The organism is Burkholderia sp. Bp8963 (assembly GCF_003854275.1).
Classification (GTDB): Bacteria; Pseudomonadota; Gammaproteobacteria; order Burkholderiales; family Burkholderiaceae; genus Burkholderia.
The window spans coordinates 164,058-184,703 of sequence record NZ_QTQP01000002.1 but is presented as its reverse complement, the minus strand read 5'-3'; the positions used below and the strand labels follow the sequence as shown (position 1 = coordinate 184,703).

The window sequence follows — 20,646 nt, the reverse complement described above, 5'->3', positions numbered from 1 at the left end:
ACATGGCGCATGAAAGCCGTTGACCCGCAGATTTTCACGTGCCTGGACGCTTACGAACTTGCCGAACTTCTCGGCGTGTCGGTCCGCACAATCACCTTGTGGGCAAGACATCGTCCGTGGCGGCTTCCGCCACGCGCTCAGTTGTACGAGCACGAACTGCTGCGCTGGCGACAGGACGTTGCGTACGCGTGGTTGCGTGAGAGAGACGAATGATGTGCTGCGACGGTTGCCTGTCGGCAAGTCAGGATGCGGCACCCGTCAGACGCGCATTGTTGATGCTATTTTTCTTTCCGCCGCGGTAGTGGCTCAACCGTCGGGGATGAGGTTTTCGGACGACGGCCCAGTTTTAGGTCGGCGACCTTTTCGGGCGACTTGTTTAGAAGGTCTGCCGCCTCAACCCCGAGCGTCGTGGCTATCAACACGAGATTGTCCAACGTGATGTTGGCCGTTTCACGCTCTACATTCCCTATGTAAGTGCGATGCAAGCCGGCTAGGTCAGCGAAACCTTCCTGGGACAAACCCTTCCTCTTTCGCAGCGATTTTAGATTTGCTGACACTAGGTGGCGTGCATGCTTCTGGGCATCAATGATGTCATCAGTCATGCCCGGAAGCATCGCCCAATGATGATTGTTTATCTACAGACTAAAAATAGGCATATTTAAAATAGACAGAGTATACAGGACATATTTTTTCGCCTAAACTGCGCTCTACTGTCGCTGGCGACGGTCAGCTGTCGCAGCGTCGTCGTTCTCGCTCAGCAGTCTCCAGCCTAAACATGGCCTTCTTCGGACGAGGAAACGACTTGAAGCTTGGTCTCTCACATCTCGCGTATGTCCCCGCCACTACGCGCGCGACGATGTCTCGTTTGGGGGCAGTGATTGCGCTCGAGGTCGACGGACTGATTTATGCGGTTCCGTCCCGCGAGATGCCGGGGGAGGTCGAGTGGCGAGCCGACTACATGAAGTGGATGGTCCGGCGGTTCGTCCACTACCTCGCCCGAAGGCCGAAGGATGAATGGGTAACGACGTTGCTCGAAGTCGAAGCGGAGGCAGTTCAGAAACAGCTGCTGCTGAACGTCGAAACGGAGGCATTCTCGGAGGGGGTGTTGCTGTCGCTACAGGACCTTTCTTCGTCGGACCTCCAGTTGCTTGCAAACAATGCGGCGCTTCATGACGTGGAGCTTAAATCGGCTGGTGAAGCGCTCGACAATCGACTTGCAGGCATGGTGATTTCACACGGCACTCGGGTCGAGCCAGGGCTTGACGGCAAAAAGGAATTCAGGATGAAAGTCGCGCCATGACGGTGAGGCGCATTGCTGATTTGTAAGGACGCGCGGTGGTCGTCCTCACACCGTGACTCGAGTATGCAGCGCTCCATCTAACAACTCAGCTTGTAGCTGCGCCGGCTCGTGCGCACAGACCCGCTGCGTGGGATAAGTCAGCCTTCAGCGCTCGCGGACCTTGAGACACAACTGGCCAAGATGTACGAAGACAACTGAGGAAGCACACCATGTGTGCAATACGAAGGCCTGATGATATGGGCTCCCCAACGACTCGCGCCTCCCGGGTTAAGGACCGAGTTGCACGCTCCATTCGAAAGAGAAAGGGAGTCGTCATTCTCCGGTCAGAACTCGCGAAACTGGGAAGTCCGTCGCAGCTTACCCGTGTGCTGCATGCCTTGGTCGACGCTGGACAACTGGCGCGTGTGGGGCATGGCATATATGCCAAAACCCGCATAAACCGATTTACCGGTCGTCCCGCGCCGGCCTCGACGTTTGAGGCAATAGCCGCGGAGGCTTTCAAAAAGCTGGGCATTTCCGTCGGTCCGGGAAAGCTCGCGAGAGAGTACAACGCTGGTACGTCCACGCAAATTCCTATGGTGGCGGTCGTGACCACTGGCCGACGACGTATCACCCGGCGTATTCAAGTTGGTAGCAGGAGAGTCGTGTACGAGCGCGGTGACTAGGACACGCCATGAGACGAATCGAGACGCGAGAGGACTAGCGATGTGCGATGCCATGGGGATGTCGCCATATAGCGCTGCCGTGCAGACGGACGTCACGGTGTATCTGGGTGACTGCAGTGGCGATACCTTGCTCGTGGTGTGCGACGGCACTTCCATCGAATCGGGCGGTACGACGTCGCAGCGCGCTCTACGGGCGCTCGCCTATCCGATACCGCGTGGTCCATATCCGGTGTCGGAGCGCTTCACGATTTTTGTTCATGAGACTTCCTGCCGCGCAGCCGCGGGCATGCGGCTGGTGACCACCTTTCGAATTGACGTTCTATGCAAAGGAAGTTTCGCTTACGCCAGCGCACGAGCGGCTCAATCGGTTGCGCAGCTTCCGCCAACCGCGTATGTGATTGGCGACGACGTGGTCACCACTGCCCGTCGCCTGTTGGAGGCTTGGTCAGTGGTGCTTCAGACAGACGGCGACAGGCAATGCTAAAAGAATTTGCGGGGCCGACGTACGAGATACCGCGCCCGCGACACACCGGCGGGCGCCTGCTCTTTCTCGATTACGATGGGGTGCTACATCCGGAGAACGTATTTTTGCTTCACAGGCGCGGTCCAACCTTGCAGAACTCCCCGGGTCACCAACTTTTTGAGCACTGCGCACTTCTTGAAGAACTGCTCGCATCGTACAGCGATGTTCGCATTGTCCTTTCGACGTCCTGGGTGCGTCGCTACCGCGGAAGCATCCACCGCGTGTCGCGTAGATTGACGCCGGGCTTGCAGGCAAGAGTTATTGGCGCCACGTACCACTCGAGGATGGACGTCGCCGAGTTTTCTCAGGCACCGAGGGGTATGCAGATATGGGCTGACGTCCTGCGCCGTACACCGTCCGCATGGCTCGCGCTCGACGACGATTATCTGCATTGGCCCGCATGGTGCCGCGAACAACTTGTGCGCACAGACCCTCTGCTCGGCATCAGCGAGCCGCACGTGCTTGCGGAACTTAAAAGAAAGCTGGAAAAGACGTTTGGAGGGGATGGTGCTGAAAGTGACGGTTAAGTTGTGGCCCGGTGGTCGCGAGTCGGGGTGCCGAGTCATCGCGACGGCGGATATTGGTCGAATACGTGATGGTGCGTTTGCTGATATCGAGTGCGTCTCGAGGAACAGTTGCTCAATGGCGTCGGTGACGAAGCTGTCGTGGCGGACTACCCGCGCTGGTCGGCATCGGTGTGGGACCTTGTTGCGCGCTGCCCAGTTCGCACACCTGAAGACTGCTTAGTTAAAGGCTCCCCATCCCGAAAGGATTAGCGGCGGCGGCAGAAGCTGGACGGCTCCAAGGTTCCAATTATCTGGAGCAACTCTTTGCGAGCAGAGAGGACATCCGAGTCTTCCGTACTCAGCTCCGCGAGGAAGGGCCAGGCCTCTGGCTGAACGACCGTCACCACAACGCGATGCGCAAGCTTGGAAGCACTCAGACGGACAGCAGCACGTATCAGCGCATCATGGCCTTTTTTGACCCGCCGGAAGTGGAGTAATTTTAGTTGCCACGACGCACCGCGAGGCGCCCGGCTCGATGAGTCCTTGCCTGACGCCTCCGACGGGGTTCTTGTTAGCACGTCCGTGGCATCGCAGACTCGTGACCTACCGAATCAAATCAATTTTTCTTGGTCTACAGCTATCTGGTACGAAGGTGCTAGCTTAGATGCAAAGCGTCGCTTCACAGCCTTCGTAGAACAACTAGACCGCGTTCGCCAGCAAATGCAAAACAAAATCTAGAGCCCAGTTTCCATACGAATCACGTGTGACAAATCAAGTCCCTGGTAGCAGACTTTGTCGATTGCCTCAATGAGTGCTTGGTCAGGGAAGATGCGCCGGTTCCGCCCATCTTTCTTGCCATAACGGCGCGTCATCGCGACCTGTGCATGCCCCATGAGGGCTCGACGCACGTCCTCAGGAACACCGGCAGCAGTTGCGGCATCCTCGAAGCTGTTCCGGAACGAATGGAAAACATAGGCTGCTTCATCAACAACGTGTTTGTCGATGTATTCGTTCACCCAAGTCGAAAACATGTGCGTTTGGTTCTCTTTGCTCCCGTAGCGCAGCCCGAGAAAGAGGGGTTCGGTTGCAGTTCGGCCAGCCTGTTGTGCCACGAAGTATTCAACGAACCCGAGCCGTTCGAGCTCACGGTGCAGGGGTATTTCGCGAAGTCCAGCCGCCGTTTTGCTTCGCCCTATACGCAACCAGTATCGCCCCGAACGCGGGCTCAATGCCCCACATACCAGACTGCCAGCTTCCTCAAGGCGCATACCTTCAAAGAGCGCCAACAGTGGCACCCAGAAAGCGGCGTCGCGGCCGCCCTTTGCGGGGCGCAGTCCGCGGGAATGCACAGGGCCGTCAAAAAACGCTTGAAGCTGGCTAACGGAAAAAGGTTGGAACGAGTGAACAGATTTTTCGGAAACTTCAATTTTCACCGACTCGAATGCCATGCTCACGTTGAGGGGTACGCGGTATTCCGCAGCCGCCGTTTTGAGGATTGACCGCACGAGCGAGAGGCTCGACTTCGCCCGCCCGCGCGACATGTATGAAAGAAGCGAGGTCCTGAAAAGCATCGCATCGGCTAGTGTCAAATCGCATGGGCTCTTGTCATGAATGCACTCGCGCAGCCGTTTGACGGCAAGGGCGGCCTCGTATCTGCTGGCAGGCTTCGGAACCCGTGCCGCTTCCCACGTTGCCTGCATGACGGCCCATTCGTCCTCGTCCAAGGCGCCTGGCGGTAATTGAGGAGTTGGGATGTCTGCGCCGTTGAGTCGGGCGATTCGAATTCGAATGAGGTCGAGCTCGTTGCGCAGGTAGCGGTTGACGAACGACTGCATTGCCGCCATCGACGCTAGCGTCGAGTCGACTCCCTCGAGTTTCAGCAGTTCAGCCGCGCTTTTCCACGCATTGTTGACGTTGTCGAGTGCGATGTCGTCGATGAGCGCCTGCTCGCGCTGTACGAGGTCCGCCCTAGCCGCGTGCAAGTCACTCGGCGCGAGCGTTTGGCGCCATGCATCGTCATCTGACAGCACACGTGCCTGGTAACGTCCCAACAGGCGAGCAGACATCGAGGGGTGGAACGCGTATCGAAACCGCTGGTTACATGAACGCGTATTACGCGCTTCGGCGAACGGGAGCGGCGGCAGTTCGTCTCCGGCATCTGGATACGCAAGGGCGTTTCCGTCGCAACACGTCATTTCTCGGTAACGGTCGAATATCATCCCCAACTCGACGGAGCCGTCTTGGGCCGCCCTCGACGCGCGTCGGGCATATCGGAGCAACTCCTCTGTCTTTGCGAGCAAGGCGCCGGCCCGCCTTTCTGCCTCCGCCGTTTCCGTTGTCCGTAGGGAGCAAATGAATTCCCGGCGGCCAAACTGGCTGCGGAGGGCTTCGGGGATTGACCTACGAAAGTACGGCACGCGCGAATCCCGCCGTATGAGGACGTGTGATGTTTGCGACATTTTTCCCTCCTCGGTCGAACTACTGCGACAGAATTCCCATGGCGGCCGCCTTGTGGTTCCCTCCGCGTGTGACCTTGAGGGGTAAAATCGGCCAGTTTTTAGCCGTTAAATTCGTCAATCTCGCGTGGCGGCTGGCATCGGTTAGTTGGCTTACCTACTGTAAGCAGCGCGCATAAGGCACCAAGAATGAATCATCACGCCCTATCCTCATTTATCTGGTCGGTCGCCGACCTGCTACGCGGCGACTACAAGCAGTCCGAGTATGGCCGGGTCATCCTGCCGTTTACAGTACTTCGCCGTCTCGATTGCGTCCTGGAAACCACCAAGGCTGCGGTTCTCGCGGAGTTTGACGCCAAAACGAAGGCTGGCTTGAATCCCGACCCGTTTCTCGTTCGGAAGGCCGGCCAGTCGTTTTACAACACTTCCCCCCTTGACCTGGTCAAGCTGCTGGGCGACCAGGACAATATCCGGCAGAACCTTTATGCCTACGTTCAAGCCTTCTCGCCTGCTGCGCGGGACATCTTCGAACGCTTCGACTTCTACACGCAGGTCGAACGGCTTGCCAAGGCCAATCTGCTCTATCTGGTCACCGAGAAGTTTGCAAACATCGACCTCCATCCGGCTGTGGTGGACAACAACCAGATGGGGCTGGTCTTCGAGGAGCTGATTCGAAAATTCGCGGAAATCTCGAACGAGACCGCCGGGGAGCACTTCACTCCGCGCGAGGTCATCCGGCTGATGGTCAACCTCCTGTTTGTCGAGGATGACGACGTCCTGACGCCCGGCAACGCTGTGGTGCGGACCATTTATGACCCCACGGCCGGTACCGGAGGCATGCTGTCAATCGCGGGTGAATATCTGCTCGAGCATAACCCGGCGGCGCGGCTGACGATGTTTGGGCAGGAACTCAACGACGAGTCCTACGCAATCTGCAAGGCGGACATGCTCATCAAGGGGCAGGATGTTGCCAATATCGTTGCGGGCAACACGCTGTCGGACGACGGCCATGGCGGTCGCAAGTTCGACTACATGCTCTCGAATCCCCCCTTCGGCGTCGAATGGAAGAAGGTCGAGAAGGCCGTGCGAACCGAGCATGAGCAGAAGGGTTTCGACGGACGTTTCGGTCCGGGCCTGCCGCGCGTTTCGGACGGCTCCATGCTGTTCCTGATGCACCTGCTCTCGAAAATGCGCCCTGCAACCGATGGCGGCAGCCGGTTCGGTATTGTACTCAATGGGTCGCCACTGTTCACAGGCGGCGCGGGCTCTGGCGAGAGCGAGATTCGCCGCTACGTACTAGAGAACGACCTGGTGGAAGCCATCGTGGGCTTGCCTGTGGACATGTTTTACAACACGGGCATCGCGACGTACGCGTGGATACTGTCGAACAAGAAGCCCGCTGCACGCAAAGGATTTGTCCAGCTCATCGATGCGTCGAGCTTCTGGCAGAAGATGCGAAAGTCGCTTGGCAGTAAACGGAAGGAAATGTCCGACGAGCAAATCGCAACTGTCACCAAGCTGTTCGGGAACTTTGTCGATGCTGAACTCACGACGGTGTTTGACGCTGGGGGCAAGGAGGTGTCACGGTGGGTAGTACCGGCTGGTGGCAGCGCACCCGACGCGCCGGCTGGCGGCAACGTGAAGTCGATGCCGATTTCGCGCATTTTCAGGAATGAGGACTTCGGCTACACGACGATTACAGTCGAGCGCCCGCTGCGCGACGAGCAGGGACGGGTCGTACTGGGGGTCAAAGGCAAGCAGAAGGGTAAGCCGCAGGCGGATAGCGCGCTTCGTGACACTGAGAACGTGCCGCTCGTCGAGGATGTCGGCACGTATTTCGAGCGGGAGGTGCTGCCGCACGCGCCGGATGCCTGGATAGACAAAGAGAAGAGCAAGGTCGGCTATGAGATTCCGTTCAACCGGCACTTCTACGTGTTTGAGCCGCCGCGCGACTTGCACACAATTGATGATGAGTTGAAGGCAGTGTCGGCCAACATCATGAAGATGCTAGAGGAGTTGGCCGAATGAGCTTGCTGAGATATCCGAAATACAAAGACAGCGGCTTGCCATGGCTGGGGAAAGTTCCCGAGCATTGGGAGATTGGGGCGCTTAAACACTTCATACGACACGGTTCCGGTGCCATTAAAACTGGTCCTTTTGGAAGTCACTTAACTTCCGCAGAAATGCTCGAGGGCTCAGTCAAGGTATATAACCAACGCAATGTTATCGATGGCGATTTTGTCGGCGGCGAGAATTTCATATCTGAAGCGAAGTTTGAACAACTTAGCTCGTTCGAGACCTTTCCAGGTGACGTGCTGGTCACCACGCGTGGAACAATCGGAAGGGCGGCGATACTTCCGGAGAACGCGGAGAGGGGAATCCTGCACCCATGCCTGTTGCGGGTGCAACCGGACGCGGCAAAGCTTCACGCGCAATTTTTCCTTGCATTGATTCAAGATAGCAGTCTATTGCGAACTCAAATTAGTCTGTACAGCAACGCCACTACTATCGAAGTTATCTACACGGAGACGATGGCTTCGCTGGTTATTCCCGTACCGCCTTTGCAAGAGCAGGCGAACATCATCGCCTTTCTCGACCGCGAGAACGACAAGATTGATGCACTGATTGCAGAGCAGGAAAAGCTCCTCGTGTTGCTGGCAGAAAAGCGCCAGGCCACTATCTCGCACGCAGTTACACGCGGCCTTAATCGCGACGCGCAGATGAAGGAATCCGGCGTAACCTGGCTCGGCAGCCTGCCAACGCACTGGCAACGAGTTCAACTTGGCAGGCTGTGCAGGCAGGTTTCTGATGGCCCTCACTTCTCACCCATATACGTGGAAGAAGATGAGGGCGTAATGTTCTTGTCGGCAAGAAATATCAAAGTTGGTGGGTGGTCCCTCGGTGACGCGAAATATGTTTCAAAAGCAGATTACGAGGAGTTCTGCAAGCGGGTAATTCCGGAGAAAGGAGACGTGCTGTATACAAAGGGTGGCACAACCGGAGTCGCGCGTGTAGTTGACCTCGAAGTCCCTTTCCAAGTTTGGGTTCACGTTGCGGTCCTAAAAATACGCCGAGAGCTTGCGGACCCGTATTTCGTAGCGTATGCGCTAAACAGTATCGGATGCTACGAGCAGAGCCAACTCCTGACACGCGGCGCGACCAACAATGACCTTGGCCTCACGCGTATGGTCAGAATCATGCTCGCGCTGCCCCCCGTGGAAGAGCAACGCGATATTGTCGCCTTCCTTGATGCGGAGACAGAGAGGCTTGACGCCCTGAAGTCCCGAGCCGAGAGGAGCATCGAACTACTGAGGGAGCGCCGCACCGCCGTAATTGCCGCTGCCGTCACGGGTAAAATTGACGTGCGCGGTGCAGTTGCATCGCCCGTCGACAAAGGGGAGGAACTCGCCGCATGAAGACCATCGACGGCAAGGCGCGCACCGTCAGCGAGGTGCTCAAAGGAAAGCGCTACGGCATCGACTACTATCAGCGCGAGTACCGCTGGCAGCGCAAGCAGGCCAAGGAACTCATCGATGACCTGACCGGCCAGTTCCTGCAGTCGCACCGCGCCGGCAATGCGCGTGGCGCGGTCGCGCAGTACGGCAACTATTTTCTAGGCTCAATCATCCTTAGCGAACGTGACGGGCAACTGTTCATTGTGGATGGTCAGCAACGCCTGACTACGCTAACTCTGCTGCTTTTGCTGCTACACCGCCGTCAAGGCGAGCGAACGGACCGCGTGCACCTGGAAGACCTGATTTACTCCGAGCGCTTCGGCGAACGAGCGTTCAACATCGCGGTCGAAGACCGCCGCGCCATCATGATGGCGCTGTTCAATGGCGAGGTTCCCGACACCAGCGAGGCGTCAGAGTCAGTGCAGACCATCGTCGCGCGCTACGCTGACCTGGAGGAATTGTTCGATGAACTCGGCGAAGACCTCGATGATGAAGCGTTGCCTTACTTTTGCGACTGGCTGAGCGAGAAGGTGTACCTCATCGAGATTCGTGCCGCCTCCGACGAGGATGCATACACTATCTTCGAGACGATGAATGACCGGGGCCTGTCGCTCTCGCCGCTGGATATGCTAAAGGGCTATTTGCTGGCCAACATCAGCGACGTTAGCCAGCGCAACGAGGCGGCGAGGCTTTGGCGCGAACGCGTGGAGGCGCTCCGTAAGCTCGGGAAAGACGAGGACACCGACGCAGTGAAAGCTTGGCTGCGTGCCTGCTATGCCAACAGCGTGCGCGAACGTAAAAGTGGGGCAGAGAATAAGGACTTTGAACGCATCGGCACCGAGTTTCATCGCTGGGTCGGCGAGCACGCCGAGGCGCTCGGGCTGCATAACAGCGGGGACTATGTCCGTTTCCTGTGCGAAGACTTCGTTTTCTACACGCGCCAGTATGAGCGCATCCGCAAGGCATCGCTCAAACCCGAAGAAGGTTTGGAGCCGGTGTACCACGTCGCGTGCTTCAATTTCAGCTTGCAGTACCCGTTGCTGTTGGCGCCGCTGAGAGTGACCGATTCGCCTGAGATGGTGATACGGAAGGTGCGCGCCGTAGCCACCTTCTTGGACATCCTGCTCGCGCGCCGCGCGGTGAATTACCTCAGCATGACTTATGGGGCGATGTCGTACGCCGTGTTCCTCATCCTGCGCGACATTCGTGGCAAAGATTTGGGTGAATTGGTGAGTGTCCTTCTGGCAAGGCTCGAAGAACAGGGATGCGACTTCGACGGTACGAGCGACCGCAAGCGTAACGGCTTCGCCGGGTTCGGGCTCAACCAATGGTCGATGCGCTATATCAAGGTGCTGCTTGCGCGCATGACAGCCTTCCTGGAGGCGGCCTCTGGTGTACGCAGCCAGACAAGTGATTTCTTGGTGGAAGGTCGTGGCCGCTTCGAAATCGAGCATATCTGGGCGGACCATCCTGAACGACACGTTGACGAGTTTGCTTCGCCTGCGGACTTCGCTGAATGGCGCAACCGCTTCGGCGGCCTGTTACTGCTGCCCAAGACCTTCAATGCTAGCTATAGCGACCTACCATACGCCGAAAAGCGGCAACACTATGTGAGCCAGAATCTGCTTGCCCGCTCGCTGCACGAGCAATGCTATGAGCGACACCCGGGCTTCCTGACTTATATCCGGGAGCACGGCCTGCATTTTGAGGCGCTGCCCCAGTTCCACAAGGTCGAGATGGAGGCTCGCCAGCAGCTCTACCGCCAGTTGGCAGACCGCGTCTGGGACCCGCAGCAACTAACGCGTGAAGCACAGGGGGCCTGATGGCGCTGCACCAGGAAGTCCACTTCGAGGCCGAAATCTGCGCTCACTTAGCAGACCACGGTTGGCTATATAGCGAAGGCGATGCGGCGCGGTATGACCGCACTAACGCGCTTTTCCTGCCCGACCTGCTGACCTGGATTGAGACCACCCAGCCCGACACCTGGCAGCGCCTGAGCAAGACTCACGGTCCCGCGCTTCACGAGCGTCTGGCTGAACGGGTGCGCAAGAGTCTGAACGAGCGCGGCACGCTCGATGTGCTGCGCCGGGGCGTCGAGATGTTGGGCCTGAAAGAGCCGCTCTCGCTCGTGCAGTTCAAGCCCGCGCTGGCCATCAACCCGGTCATCCAGCAGCACTATGCTGCCAACCGCCTGCGCGTGGTGCGCCAGGTGCGGCACTCGCTGAACCAGCCGCAAGATGCGCTCGACCTTGTCCTGTTTGTCAACGGTATCGCGGTCGCGACCGCCGAACTGAAATCGGATTTCACGCAGGGCGTGCAGGACGCGGTGGACCAGTACCGCTTTGACCGAAATCCGCAGCCGAAGGGCGGACAGGTCGAGCCCCTTCTCAGCTTTCCCGGCGGGGCGCTTGTGCATTTCGCCGTCAGCCAGACCGAGGTCATAATGACCACCCGGCTGGCCGGCACGGCCACCTACTTCCTGCCATTCAACCGGGGCAATGCCGGCGCCGCAGGCAACGCACCCAATCTGGGCGGGTTCGCCACTGCCTATCTATGGGAAGAAGTGTGGGCGCGTGACAGCTGGCTCAACATCCTGCACCGCTACCTGATTGGCAAGCGCGATGACAAGAAGCAGCTCAAGAGCGTCATCTTCCCGCGATATCACCAGCTCGACGCGACACGCAGACTGGTTGCCGATGTGCTGGCCCAGGGACCTGGCCAGCGTTATCTGATTCAGCACTCCGCAGGCTCGGGCAAGACCAACTCAATCGCCTGGACTGCCCACTTTCTCGCCGACCTGCACAACGACCAACATGCGAAGCTGTTCGACAGTGTGCTGGTGGTCTCCGACCGTACTGTGCTGGATGCGCAGCTACAGGAAGCCATCTTTGACTTCGAGCGGACCACCGGGGTGGTCGCGACCGTCACGAATGAACATGGCAGCAAGAGCGCACAGTTGTCGCAGGCGCTGAAGGACGGCAAGAAAATCATCGTCTGCACCATCCAGACCTTCCCGTTTGCCTTGCAGGCAGTGCAAGAACTGGCGGCAACGGAAGGCAAGCGCTTTGCGGTAATTGCCGACGAGGCCCACAGCTCGCAGACGGGCGAGGCGGCGGCCAAGCTCAAACAGTTGCTGTCGGCCGAGGAATGGGCAGAACTGCAAGATGGAGGGGAAATTGATACCGAGGTGCTACTTGCCGCGCAGATGGGCGCACGCACCGGCCGCGAAGGGCTGACCTACGTAGCGTTTACCGCGACGCCAAAGCAGAAGACTCTGGAGCTGTTCGGCCGCCCTGGACCGGACGGCCTGCCGGAACCGTTTCACGTGTATTCGATGCGCCAGGCTATCGAGGAAGGCTTCATTCTCGACGTGCTCAAGAACTACACGACCTACAAGCTCGCGTTCAAGCTGGCCCATGACGGCCAGGAATACGACGAGAAGCAGGTTGAACGCAGTGCCGCGATGAAGGGCATCATGCAGTGGGTCCGGCTGCATCCGTACAACATCGCACAGAAGGTGCAGATTGTCGTCGAGCACTACCGCGAGAATGTCCAGCCACTGCTCGACGGCAAGGCGAAAGCGATGGTCGTCGTGGCGAGCCGTAAGGAGGCAGTGCGCTGGCAGAAGGCGATTCGCACCTATATTGAAAAGCGGAATTATCCGCTGGGCGTGCTCGTCGCGTTCTCGGGCGAAATCGACGACCCCGAGAGCTATCCGGCGCCGATGACCGAGACCAGCAAGGAGCTGAACCCCGGACTCAAGGGGCGCGACATCCGCGACGCGTTTGCCGAACCTGAGTACCACCTGCTGCTCGTCGCCAACAAGTTCCAGACGGGCTTCGACCAGCCATTGCTCTGCGGGATGTACGTCGACAAGATGCTTGGTGGTATCCAGGCCGTGCAGACGCTGTCACGCCTCAACCGTGCCCATCCGTGCAAGGACACCACCTATATCCTCGACTTCGTCAACGACGCCGGCGACGTGCTGAAGGCGTTCAAGACGTATTACGAGACCGCCGAACTGGAGGCCACCACTGACCCGCATCACGTCTACGACTTGCGCGCCAAGCTCGATGCCGCGGGTTACTACGACGACTTCGAGGTCGACCGCGTCGCTAGGGTCGAGCTGGACCCGAAAGGCACCCAGGCGCAATTGCAGGTCGCCATTGCGCCAGTGGCTGACCGCTTGCTCAAGCGCTACAAGGTGGCACAGCAGGACAAGGCAAACGCCGAGGCACAGCACGATGACAAGGCTGCGCAGGCGGCGAAGGACATGCTCGACGCACTGGTGCTGTTCAAAAACGACATGGGGGCATTCGTCCGCCTGTATGCGTTCCTGTCGCAGATTTTCGACTACGGCAATACCGATATCGAAAAGCGCTTCCTGTTCTACAAGCGGCTTATCGCGTTGCTGGAATTCGGTCGCGAACGTGACACCGTCGACCTATCCAAGGTCACGCTGACACACCACAGTCTGAGAAACGCTGGGCGCCAGCCTCTGAATCTAAGCCATGGTGAAACACCGAAGTTGCCGCCGATGGATGCCGTCGGAAGCGGTGCGGTCCAGGAAAAGGAGAAAGCGTTCCTCGATGAAATCATCCAGAGGGTCAACGGTCTGTTTGACGGCGAACTGACCGACGACGACCAGCTTGTATATGTGAACGGCGTACTCAAAGGTAAGCTGCTGGAAAACGAGCTTTTGGTGCAGCAGGCTGCGAGCAATAGCAAGGAGCAGTTCGCAAACTCCCCTGACCTGACGGATGCATTGATGCGCGCCATCATCGACGCGTTCGACGCGCACACCACAATGAGCAAGCAGGCACTCGATTCGGCTCGCGTGCGCGATGGTCTCAAGGACATTTTGTTGGGACCGGCCCAACTCTACGAGGCGCTGCGGGCTCGCTCGAGCGCCACACCCTGACCGCAAGCGTTGTCTGGATATTCGGTCGACTTATGTCGCATCTCAATATTTCTCACGGGTTTTGAGCATTCTCAAAACTCGTGAGAACTCTCGATACCACCACCGCGTCTCTCGTAGACAGCATTCTTGGACAGGTATTACAAGCACGTCGCGGGATGGTCTCGCAGCAGAGGCGTGCGCAAAATGTGTCGGACTGGCACGCGAATTGTCGCATCGACCGGGAGTATACTGCCGTCAAGCAATCACTGAATTGCTAGTATTTACATACTGTGCCTAAAAGACAGGAGAATTAAAGAAATGGCAGAAAAGTACAAGGCCCTAAAGGCACAGCTCGACGCGCTCCAAGAGCGCACTGAAGCAGCGCGTGTCGCGGAACTCGAAGCAGTTATTGCGCAGGTTCGCGAGCTCGTCGCTGAGTACGGTATCACCGACGACCAGATTTTTGGTCGCAAGCGAGCCAAGACGGCTGCGAACTCGGCTACTGCTGCCGAGCCGAAGTACCAGAACCCAAAGACTAGAGAGACTTGGTCAGGTCGCGGCCGCGCACCGGCTTGGATAGCGAACGCAAAGGACCGCTCCAAGTTCCTCGTTGACGGAGCTTCGTCGAGCGCTGCGGCGAGTGTTAAGGTGCCGGTAAAAGCGGCGAAGGCAGGAAACCAAAGGAAGGGCCCTCAACCGGTGCTTTATCGTGACCCCAAGTCGGGTGCTACATGGAGTGGTCGCGGCCGTGCGCCGGCTTGGCTCGCGAGTGTGAAAGACCGGTCGAAGTTTTTGATTGCCGGCGAGAGCGAAGTGGCTACTGCGCCAAAGGCAAAGCCGGTCAAGCCCGCGGCTAAGAAAATCGCCGCGAAAAAGGTGGCGGCAACGAAGAAGACAGTTGCCAAGAAGGCGGCGGCTCGAAAAATTGCTCCAAAAGAGCGTGCGGCCGCAAAGGCGCCCGCTGCCCGAAAGGCACGTGCGCCGAGGAGTTCCGCAGACTCTGCGAGCGCTGTCGATGCTGGTGCGGTCGAAGGAACGACTCAAATCGCGAGCATGCCCGCCCAGGCCTGAGTTGATTGCAGTCCGGGCGGTGGATGACATTCTTCTCTGCCCGGCATTTACCTCGGTCTATTCCCTTTCGACTTCTCAGGAATATACTGGCCTGCTCGTGAGCTTTCGTCCCCAACTTATGCAATTGTGCGTTCTGCCGCGACGAATGGCAGGTCTCACACACGGGGTCACGCTTTACGTTCGAACTCCCAGAGCGTTGACTGCGGACGATAAGCCCCGCTCTTGTCTGGAGCGAAGACTTCGGGCATGCACTCGCCCTGTTGCACCATCACACCGGGGACATTATGTCCCTGCGCTTTCCAGATGCCGGTTTCTGGACACGTCTGTCCGGTTCGCACCGTCCGTGGACCCGCGCCGATATCCGATGATTTCGCACGCTCTTCGAAGCTCCGCGCGAAGTCCACAAGGTTCTTCGGATAAGTGATGTGCTCGCGCAGGGAGGTGTCGTCGAGTTCAAGGATGTAGGCCAATGCCGCTGCCTCGATAGCCCAGTAACCGAAGTACAAGCCCCAATCGTTCGAAAGGTTGAGGTGACTGTCATGCCAAGACACCTCCTTCATCGATGCGTACCACTGCTCTAAATAAGCATTCAGGTCCGTGAGCCGTTCGTCATCCGTCTCACCATAAATACCGTTGAGGCAATCGATGTACTGTTCATGCAGGCAGGTATCGACGTCAATGCGCCCCTTCATGGCGTAGGCCAACAGGTCTTCATAGAGCCCGTCCTCTCCCTCGTAAAATGGGTCTTCCATGGCCGCAATTCGCGGCAGCAGGTCACGACGGTGAAGCAAATGGCATAGCCCGATAAGCTGGACCGTTCTCTCGTAGTCTTCCAGTTCGCTCAGTCGTAAAGGCGGCCAACCCGGGCGGTGCACCGCAGCCTGACGCCGTGCATATTCCTCATAGGCGGCGACGACTTCCTCGAGTTGCTCACGCAACTCCACAATAGGCTCGCCCGCCGTGTACCGCAGCAACATCAACGCAAAACGACTCTCGGCCCTTCTTGCGGCCGCATGTGCGTGCCTTTCTTCATCGGTGCCATTTTTGGGCAGTTGCGTTGCCCACCGCTCGATAGCTTCGCTGTAGTAGTTTGACCAGAAGTCGTAGTAAGGCTCGCTGATAAAGCGCTGGCGACGTCGGTTCGAAAAGTCATCCATATATCAAGCCTTCTTGGTTCCGTATCGTTCGTTAAGGCGCTTCTGCTTCTCGTTGACTGCCTTAAAGACCTCGTCCTCTCGATAATGATGCTGGACGGAATGGTCATGATGGTCGTGTTCTTTCTTGGCCAACAGCGCTTCTGCGTGTTGCCTTGCACTGGCCGAGTAGAACGGCGTGTAGAGAATGTGTCGAGCATACCCGGAAACTTCGATGGTCTCGCTCCACGCAGCTCCAACAGCTTTCGGAAGAGCCTGACGTATCCACTCGACACTCATCTGCGCGATTTTGTCGCTCGTCGGTTGCACTCGACCTTCAGCGGTGGTCGGTGATGTAGTCGAGGTGGTAGCCGGCCTATCGGTCTTGTCGGACTTGGTCCGTTTGTCCGTCGGTGCCTTGCTGTCAGAGCCCTGCTTCCGTGAAGTCTTCTTGGACGTCCGCCCTGGGTTGCTGCCAACTTCAGGAGGCTCCAACAACTCAACCCCAGGTGGCACAACCGTCTCAATAATCTTTTCGACTTTCAACTTCGCCTTGCCCAGTTTGCCCGAGACGTCTGGGTTCTGTCCGTCGACTGGCTCGTTCATCACTCTGGACGCTTTCGCCTCAACGAGCGCATATTTTTCGCCGTGGTTATTCGAAGGGTTGGCGCGCCAGACACCATCAAGGCCTCGTCCGTGTGCCTTCACCGCAAACAGCTTGTTGAGCTTGGTTCCATCGTTGAGCTTGCCGAGTGACTCGAGGCTCGGGGGCATTTCCCATTTTCCACTGAGTCCGTCATCGTGCTTGGACCAATCGTTTCCCCACTTCAGAACTTCATAGCAGTGGTAATCCGCGATATGTTCTCCGACAAACCCCGTTAGCTTATTGGATATATCTTCGATAGCGAGTTTTGCGTTTATGGTGCCACCCGAAGCCCCGGTGTTTGAGCGATTCTTACCCTGTGCTGCTTCCTCACCAATCTTTCCTGGTTTCTCAGTCTCTTTTTTCAGCGCGACGGAGCCTTCAGCGGATGAGTTGGGTTGCTTCCTTCTCCAATGCATCAACTTGCGCTCGACGAACATAGTGAGCCAGAACGGCAAGTTGTTTTGCCCGTACGCGAGCGCTTCGGAGACGGCTACCTGCCCTTGAGCCGGAAGCTCACGGTACATCCATGACTTCTCTATATGTTCGCGCGCCTCGGTCAATAGCTTCTTGAGCCCAGAGGCGTCGAACAACTTGTCGACGAGCTGCTCCGGACTAGTGGGGCAATGGGCGCGCTGCAGGACGAGCCGCAGGATATCGAAAAGCAATGGGCCATAGACTTCCGAATTGTGGTTCACCAGCCGGAAGGTTCTTTTCACACCAGCGCCGACTACCGGAACCCAGCCGACCACCGCAAAGACGAGGTCGATACCACTTTCAACCTTCGTCATCTCGTCCGTGCTGTTGCGAGCGTTCCATACATCCAGAACGCTTTGCGAAGTATCGTAGACGTTTTGAGCAACGTAAAAGAGCGGAACGGCATTGGCTGCCATCGACAAGCCAATCTGCTTTACCGCGTCTTCAATAGCTTGTTGGTCTGTGTCGTTCATGATGGGTCAACTCGGCCGGAGAACTGATTGAAAAGGCTGACCAAGTTTTGGTCCGTGATGCCGTCGTGGCCGGCGGATTGAAGCTCCTTCAGGACATCGCCCTGTTCCATGACCTTGGGCGCGGGTAGCGGCTGTTGAACAAACGGGCGCGGGTCTTCGCCGAAGAACGCCTGAGCAGTCCCTTCTGGGACGTCACGCAGCAACGCGTGGCCGTTCGCATCAAGCTTGCCGGTCAAGGTGGTGCCGTTGTCGAAGACGACCTTGTACGGCGCGCCAGGTAAAGGCTTCAGGTTGTCGTCCGTCAGGTTCAGCTCAAGCTTGTTATGCAGGTCGCCCTTAGGGAGAGAAGGCAAATCGTAGGGTGCGCTCGTGGGGCCGGCGAACGCATGCTGCGCTCCCTTGATGTCTATCTTGCCCGGAGCGTGAATCTCGATATTGCCGCCCTGAATGCGGATATACGCGCCACCTGAGGTCAGCAGGATGCCCTGGCTCGCGGCCACTTCGACCTTCTCGGTCGCCGATAGCACCTTTACCGTTTTTTGCGCGGTCACTTCGATGTTGTCCGACTGCGCCTGGATTTCCACCTTGCCCTTCGCAGCGAAGAGCTTCATCCCGGCGTTCTGGGCGAACAGGCTGATGCGTTCGGCGACACTCGCGAGCAGCGATTTTCCGGCCGCGATGTGGGTGCTCTGGCCGCTGACCACGTTCACGTGTTCGTCCGCCCCCAAGTGTACTGACCGCTGCGTCGACAGTGCAATGCCCGCCGGGCTTGCGGCCAGAAGAATAGGTTTTTTGAACGCGTTGGCTGCACCCGTGCCGCCTCCCGCCGTGCGGCCGCCGCTCCCCTGGTCTTGCCCCTGAACGTTGACGGTCGTGTCGTCCGTGAAAGCCTTGAGCGCGTCTTGGCCCGCTTTCAGGCTTTCGGCCTGGTGCTGGCTGCCGACGTCGGAAAGCGACTCGACCAAGTTGTGAGCGCTGGTGAGTTGCTGCTGGGCTTGTCGGACCTCCAACTGCTGATGCGCCGCACCCGAACCAGGATGGGTCGTGAGGAAAAGCCCCCGATTGGCGCGAATCGCGCCGTACGCATCGGTGCGAAGGTCGAAGCCGCTGCCGAGATAGCTGCCGCGGACATTGCCGTCCTGGGCAATCAGGTATCCCAGGTGAAGCATGGAACTGCCTTGCGACGAGAACAGTTGCAGCCGGTTCTGCCCGGTCGCATCGTCCATCACGAGATGGTTGTAACCGTTGCCGCCGTATTCCTTCGAGCTGAAGCCTGACAGGATGCCGTTCGAATGCCAACGCGGCTGCGTTGCGCCGTTGTAGACGCGGCCTGTTGCAATGGGGCGGTCACAATCACCACCAAGCCATTCGATGGTCACTTCTTCGCCAACGCGCGGCACGTGCACGCTGCCGTAGCCGCCGCCAGTATCGGAATAGGAAACGCGCACCCAGCATGTCGCTCCGATGCCCTCACGTCGGTCCCAGTGCATGCGTACCAAGATGCGGTTCAGCGCATCGGTATAGACCTCTTCGTTGCCAGGGCCGACGACCGTCGCCGTCTGAAGGTGCATGACGGGTTTTCGGTGTTCAAACGGGCTGCGAAACGGCACCTTCTGGCGCTGGGCTTCGACATCAACGAGGAAGAAGCCCTCGCTGCCTGAAGCATCTTTAACCGCGAACTCAGGTGCCGACTCCTCGTGAGCATCACGAACCTCGGCAAGACGGGCATCGAGGCTATGCGGATAGGGGCGGGTTTCCCCAATCGGGAGATTGTTGCGGATGTACCAAGTGGCCTCGACCACCGCAAATTTGCGGTCCTCAGCGCTATCTCCGTCGTGCTCGGGGTGGTCTGGCAAACTGAACCAGCCGCCGACGTCGATACTCGGTGCGCTAGCTACACCGTGGAATCGCTTCGCACGCGACTCCCATTCCTCGAGCTTGAGCTTGGTCAACCGGTCGCCGCGGTCATCATCGAGGTACGTGTATGGACCCGTGTATTCGTAGACCTCAGCCTGCTGCGGAAGCTCGCCCTGGTTCGCGATGGTAGGAAACGATTTTTCCTTGCGCGCTTCGGGGTTCTTATAGTCGAACGTACTCGTCGAGTACGACGTGCTCTGTAAGGTCCGCGTGCCCGACCAGTGCACGAACGCGTCGGGCTGGCGCGTGACGCCGGCCCGATAGAACCGGACCTGTTCCGGCTCAAGCGGCTTGAGTGAATACAGGTCGTCTGTGACGACGAGGGTATGAGATTTACCGTCGTCGGCATGCTCGAAGTAATAGAACCAGCCTTCCGACTCCATCAGCCGGTGCACGAAGTTCCAATCGTCTTCGTACTGCACGCAGAACGAGCGTGCCGGTGACGGTTTGCTCACCTCGATTCGGTACGCCCCAACTGCCTGAGGATGCCCTTGGAACACTGTCTCGAGAATGGCTTCGACGGTATGGTCCTGGAATATGCGCGCGTCCTTGCGGAACTTCAGGAAGTGAAGCCACGACGAGAAAATCAGTTGCAGGCTGACCAGCCGCCCGTCGGCACCCAGCCGGCGGGCCGTATGAACATACCCGTGTCGGGGACGATACGTTTTGTCAGACTGCTGAATCCAAAGTGTGACGGGCTGCGCGATGAGGGACTTCAGCTCGATTGAATCCTGCAGCGAAACAACGTCGACGGTAATCTCGAAATTGCCACCCAGGCGAGCAGTGCCCACCACAATATGTGGCAGAAGCACATTCGGTCCGGCGGGGGTATCCAATTTAACAATCCGGTCGGACTGGAGTAACCCCGAATTTGTCAATGCGATAAGGTCCTGCGCTCCCATTTGATTTTCCTTGTGCGGGCCTCTCTCACGGCCGAGCAAAATCATATAGGGAAGACCCTATGCAGGCAATATGACAGACTCAACTGTGTGCCCCGAAAGGTATGGAGTGAGAGCTCTCCCGTTTTCTCGCGCTTTCTCAGCAGGAGTGAAAAAATTTTGGGACATCTGGCCCCAAATTTGCTGTACTTTTTGCGGAAAGTGCAGTGCTGCGAAACCCCTGTTATA

The 20,646-nt window shown here is 58.0% G+C and carries 14 protein-coding genes and 1 pseudogene; 9 read left to right on the top strand and 6 right to left on the bottom strand.

Annotated features, from left to right (window positions below; all coding sequences use genetic code 11):
• Positions 1–278 precede the first annotated feature (278 nt).
• A complete protein-coding gene (locus DID96_RS02715; protein WP_260463784.1) occupies positions 279–602 on the bottom strand; it encodes a helix-turn-helix domain-containing protein in 324 nt (107 codons plus the stop codon).
• A gap of 200 nt (positions 603–802) precedes the next feature.
• Here DID96_RS02715 and DID96_RS02710 point away from each other — a divergent pair, with 200 nt between their 5' ends.
• The 4 genes from DID96_RS02710 to DID96_RS02695 all read left to right on the top strand — a co-directional run bounded on the left by DID96_RS02710 (position 803) and on the right by DID96_RS02695 (position 3,015).
• The gene (locus DID96_RS02710; RefSeq protein WP_124597721.1) at positions 803–1,300 is read left to right on the top strand and encodes a hypothetical protein; all 498 of its coding nucleotides are present in this window, start codon (positions 803–805) and stop codon (positions 1,298–1,300) included.
• A 209-nt stretch (positions 1,301–1,509) separates the two neighbouring features.
• Complete coding sequence (locus tag DID96_RS38645) at positions 1,510–1,965, top strand: DUF6088 family protein (RefSeq protein WP_221624566.1); 456 nt, start codon at positions 1,510–1,512, stop codon at positions 1,963–1,965.
• A gap of 40 nt (positions 1,966–2,005) precedes the next feature.
• A complete protein-coding gene (locus DID96_RS02700; RefSeq protein ID WP_124597719.1) occupies positions 2,006–2,449 on the top strand; it encodes a hypothetical protein in 444 nt (147 codons plus the stop codon).
• Positions 2,443–3,015, top strand: a complete 573-nt coding sequence (locus DID96_RS02695; protein WP_124597718.1) for an HAD domain-containing protein — start codon at positions 2,443–2,445, stop codon at positions 3,013–3,015. Before DID96_RS02700 ends, DID96_RS02695 begins: the two co-directional genes overlap by 7 nt.
• 713 nt (positions 3,016–3,728) lie before the next feature.
• Here the strand turns inward: DID96_RS02695 and DID96_RS02685 are convergent.
• Together DID96_RS02685 and DID96_RS39500 are read right to left on the bottom strand one after the other, a co-directional pair.
• Positions 3,729–5,213 carry a tyrosine-type recombinase/integrase gene (locus DID96_RS02685; RefSeq protein WP_185732158.1) on the bottom strand — a complete coding sequence of 495 codons (1,485 nt, stop codon included), beginning with the start codon at positions 5,211–5,213 and terminating at the stop codon, positions 3,729–3,731.
• Positions 5,214–5,264: 51 nt separating this feature from the next.
• A pseudogene (locus tag DID96_RS39500) lies at positions 5,265–5,453 on the bottom strand (DUF6538 domain-containing protein); the annotation flags it as partial.
• A gap of 186 nt (positions 5,454–5,639) precedes the next feature.
• On the opposite strand from DID96_RS39500, the gene DID96_RS02680 reads away from it, so the two are divergent.
• The 5 genes from DID96_RS02680 to DID96_RS02660 all read left to right on the top strand — a co-directional run bounded on the left by DID96_RS02680 (position 5,640) and on the right by DID96_RS02660 (position 14,876).
• Positions 5,640–7,478 carry a class I SAM-dependent DNA methyltransferase gene (locus DID96_RS02680; protein WP_124597716.1) on the top strand — a complete coding sequence of 613 codons (1,839 nt, stop codon included), beginning with the start codon at positions 5,640–5,642 and terminating at the stop codon, positions 7,476–7,478.
• The gene (locus DID96_RS02675; protein WP_124597715.1) at positions 7,475–8,866 is read left to right on the top strand and encodes a restriction endonuclease subunit S; all 1,392 of its coding nucleotides are present in this window, start codon (positions 7,475–7,477) and stop codon (positions 8,864–8,866) included. Before DID96_RS02680 ends, DID96_RS02675 begins: the two co-directional genes overlap by 4 nt.
• Positions 8,863–10,728: a DUF262 domain-containing protein gene (locus tag DID96_RS02670; RefSeq protein WP_124597714.1), complete on the top strand. Its 1,866-nt coding sequence runs from the start codon at positions 8,863–8,865 to the stop codon at positions 10,726–10,728. Before DID96_RS02675 ends, DID96_RS02670 begins: the two co-directional genes overlap by 4 nt.
• Positions 10,725–13,826 (top strand): type I restriction endonuclease subunit R, encoded by a 3,102-nt coding sequence (locus DID96_RS02665; RefSeq protein WP_124597713.1) that lies wholly within the window; start codon positions 10,725–10,727, stop codon positions 13,824–13,826. The genes DID96_RS02670 and DID96_RS02665 overlap by 4 nt, the downstream gene beginning before the upstream one ends.
• 297 nt (positions 13,827–14,123) lie before the next feature.
• Positions 14,124–14,876, top strand: coding sequence for an H-NS family nucleoid-associated regulatory protein (locus tag DID96_RS02660; protein ID WP_124597712.1), 753 nt, complete (start codon positions 14,124–14,126; stop codon positions 14,874–14,876).
• 167 nt (positions 14,877–15,043) lie between these two features.
• Here the strand turns inward: DID96_RS02660 and DID96_RS02655 are convergent, their stop codons facing one another.
• The 3 genes from DID96_RS02655 to DID96_RS02645 are packed head-to-tail and all read right to left on the bottom strand — an operon-like array spanning position 15,044 to position 20,421.
• Positions 15,044–16,033: a PoNe immunity protein domain-containing protein gene (locus DID96_RS02655; RefSeq protein WP_124597711.1), complete on the bottom strand. Its 990-nt coding sequence runs from the start codon at positions 16,031–16,033 to the stop codon at positions 15,044–15,046.
• Between the two features lie 3 nt (positions 16,034–16,036).
• Positions 16,037–17,602, bottom strand: a complete 1,566-nt coding sequence (locus DID96_RS02650; RefSeq protein ID WP_124597710.1) for a hypothetical protein — start codon at positions 17,600–17,602, stop codon at positions 16,037–16,039.
• Positions 17,599–20,421, bottom strand: a complete 2,823-nt coding sequence (locus DID96_RS02645; protein ID WP_124597709.1) for a type VI secretion system Vgr family protein — start codon at positions 20,419–20,421, stop codon at positions 17,599–17,601. Before DID96_RS02645 ends, DID96_RS02650 begins: the two co-directional genes overlap by 4 nt.
• Positions 20,422–20,646: the final 225 nt, after the last annotated feature.

What these genes read in the sequence shown, in the direction of transcription:
- DID96_RS02645 (WP_124597709.1), bottom strand. Translation starts at nt 20,421, where the DNA reads ATGGGAGCGCAGGACCTTATCGCATTGACAAATTCGGGGTTACTCCAG.
- DID96_RS02675 (WP_124597715.1), top strand. Translation starts at nt 7,475, where the DNA reads ATGAGCTTGCTGAGATATCCGAAATACAAAGACAGCGGCTTGCCATGG.
- DID96_RS02660 (WP_124597712.1), top strand. Translation starts at nt 14,124, where the DNA reads ATGGCAGAAAAGTACAAGGCCCTAAAGGCACAGCTCGACGCGCTCCAA.
- DID96_RS02670 (WP_124597714.1), top strand. Translation starts at nt 8,863, where the DNA reads ATGAAGACCATCGACGGCAAGGCGCGCACCGTCAGCGAGGTGCTCAAA.
- DID96_RS02655 (WP_124597711.1), bottom strand. Translation starts at nt 16,033, where the DNA reads ATGGATGACTTTTCGAACCGACGTCGCCAGCGCTTTATCAGCGAGCCT.
- DID96_RS02695 (WP_124597718.1), top strand. Translation starts at nt 2,443, where the DNA reads ATGCTAAAAGAATTTGCGGGGCCGACGTACGAGATACCGCGCCCGCGA.
- DID96_RS02700 (WP_124597719.1), top strand. Translation starts at nt 2,006, where the DNA reads ATGTGCGATGCCATGGGGATGTCGCCATATAGCGCTGCCGTGCAGACG.
- DID96_RS02680 (WP_124597716.1), top strand. Translation starts at nt 5,640, where the DNA reads ATGAATCATCACGCCCTATCCTCATTTATCTGGTCGGTCGCCGACCTG.
- DID96_RS02685 (WP_185732158.1), bottom strand. Translation starts at nt 5,213, where the DNA reads ATGATATTCGACCGTTACCGAGAAATGACGTGTTGCGACGGAAACGCC.
- DID96_RS02650 (WP_124597710.1), bottom strand. Translation starts at nt 17,602, where the DNA reads ATGAACGACACAGACCAACAAGCTATTGAAGACGCGGTAAAGCAGATT.
- DID96_RS38645 (WP_221624566.1), top strand. Translation starts at nt 1,510, where the DNA reads ATGTGTGCAATACGAAGGCCTGATGATATGGGCTCCCCAACGACTCGC.
- DID96_RS02715 (WP_260463784.1), bottom strand. Translation starts at nt 602, where the DNA reads ATGACTGATGACATCATTGATGCCCAGAAGCATGCACGCCACCTAGTG.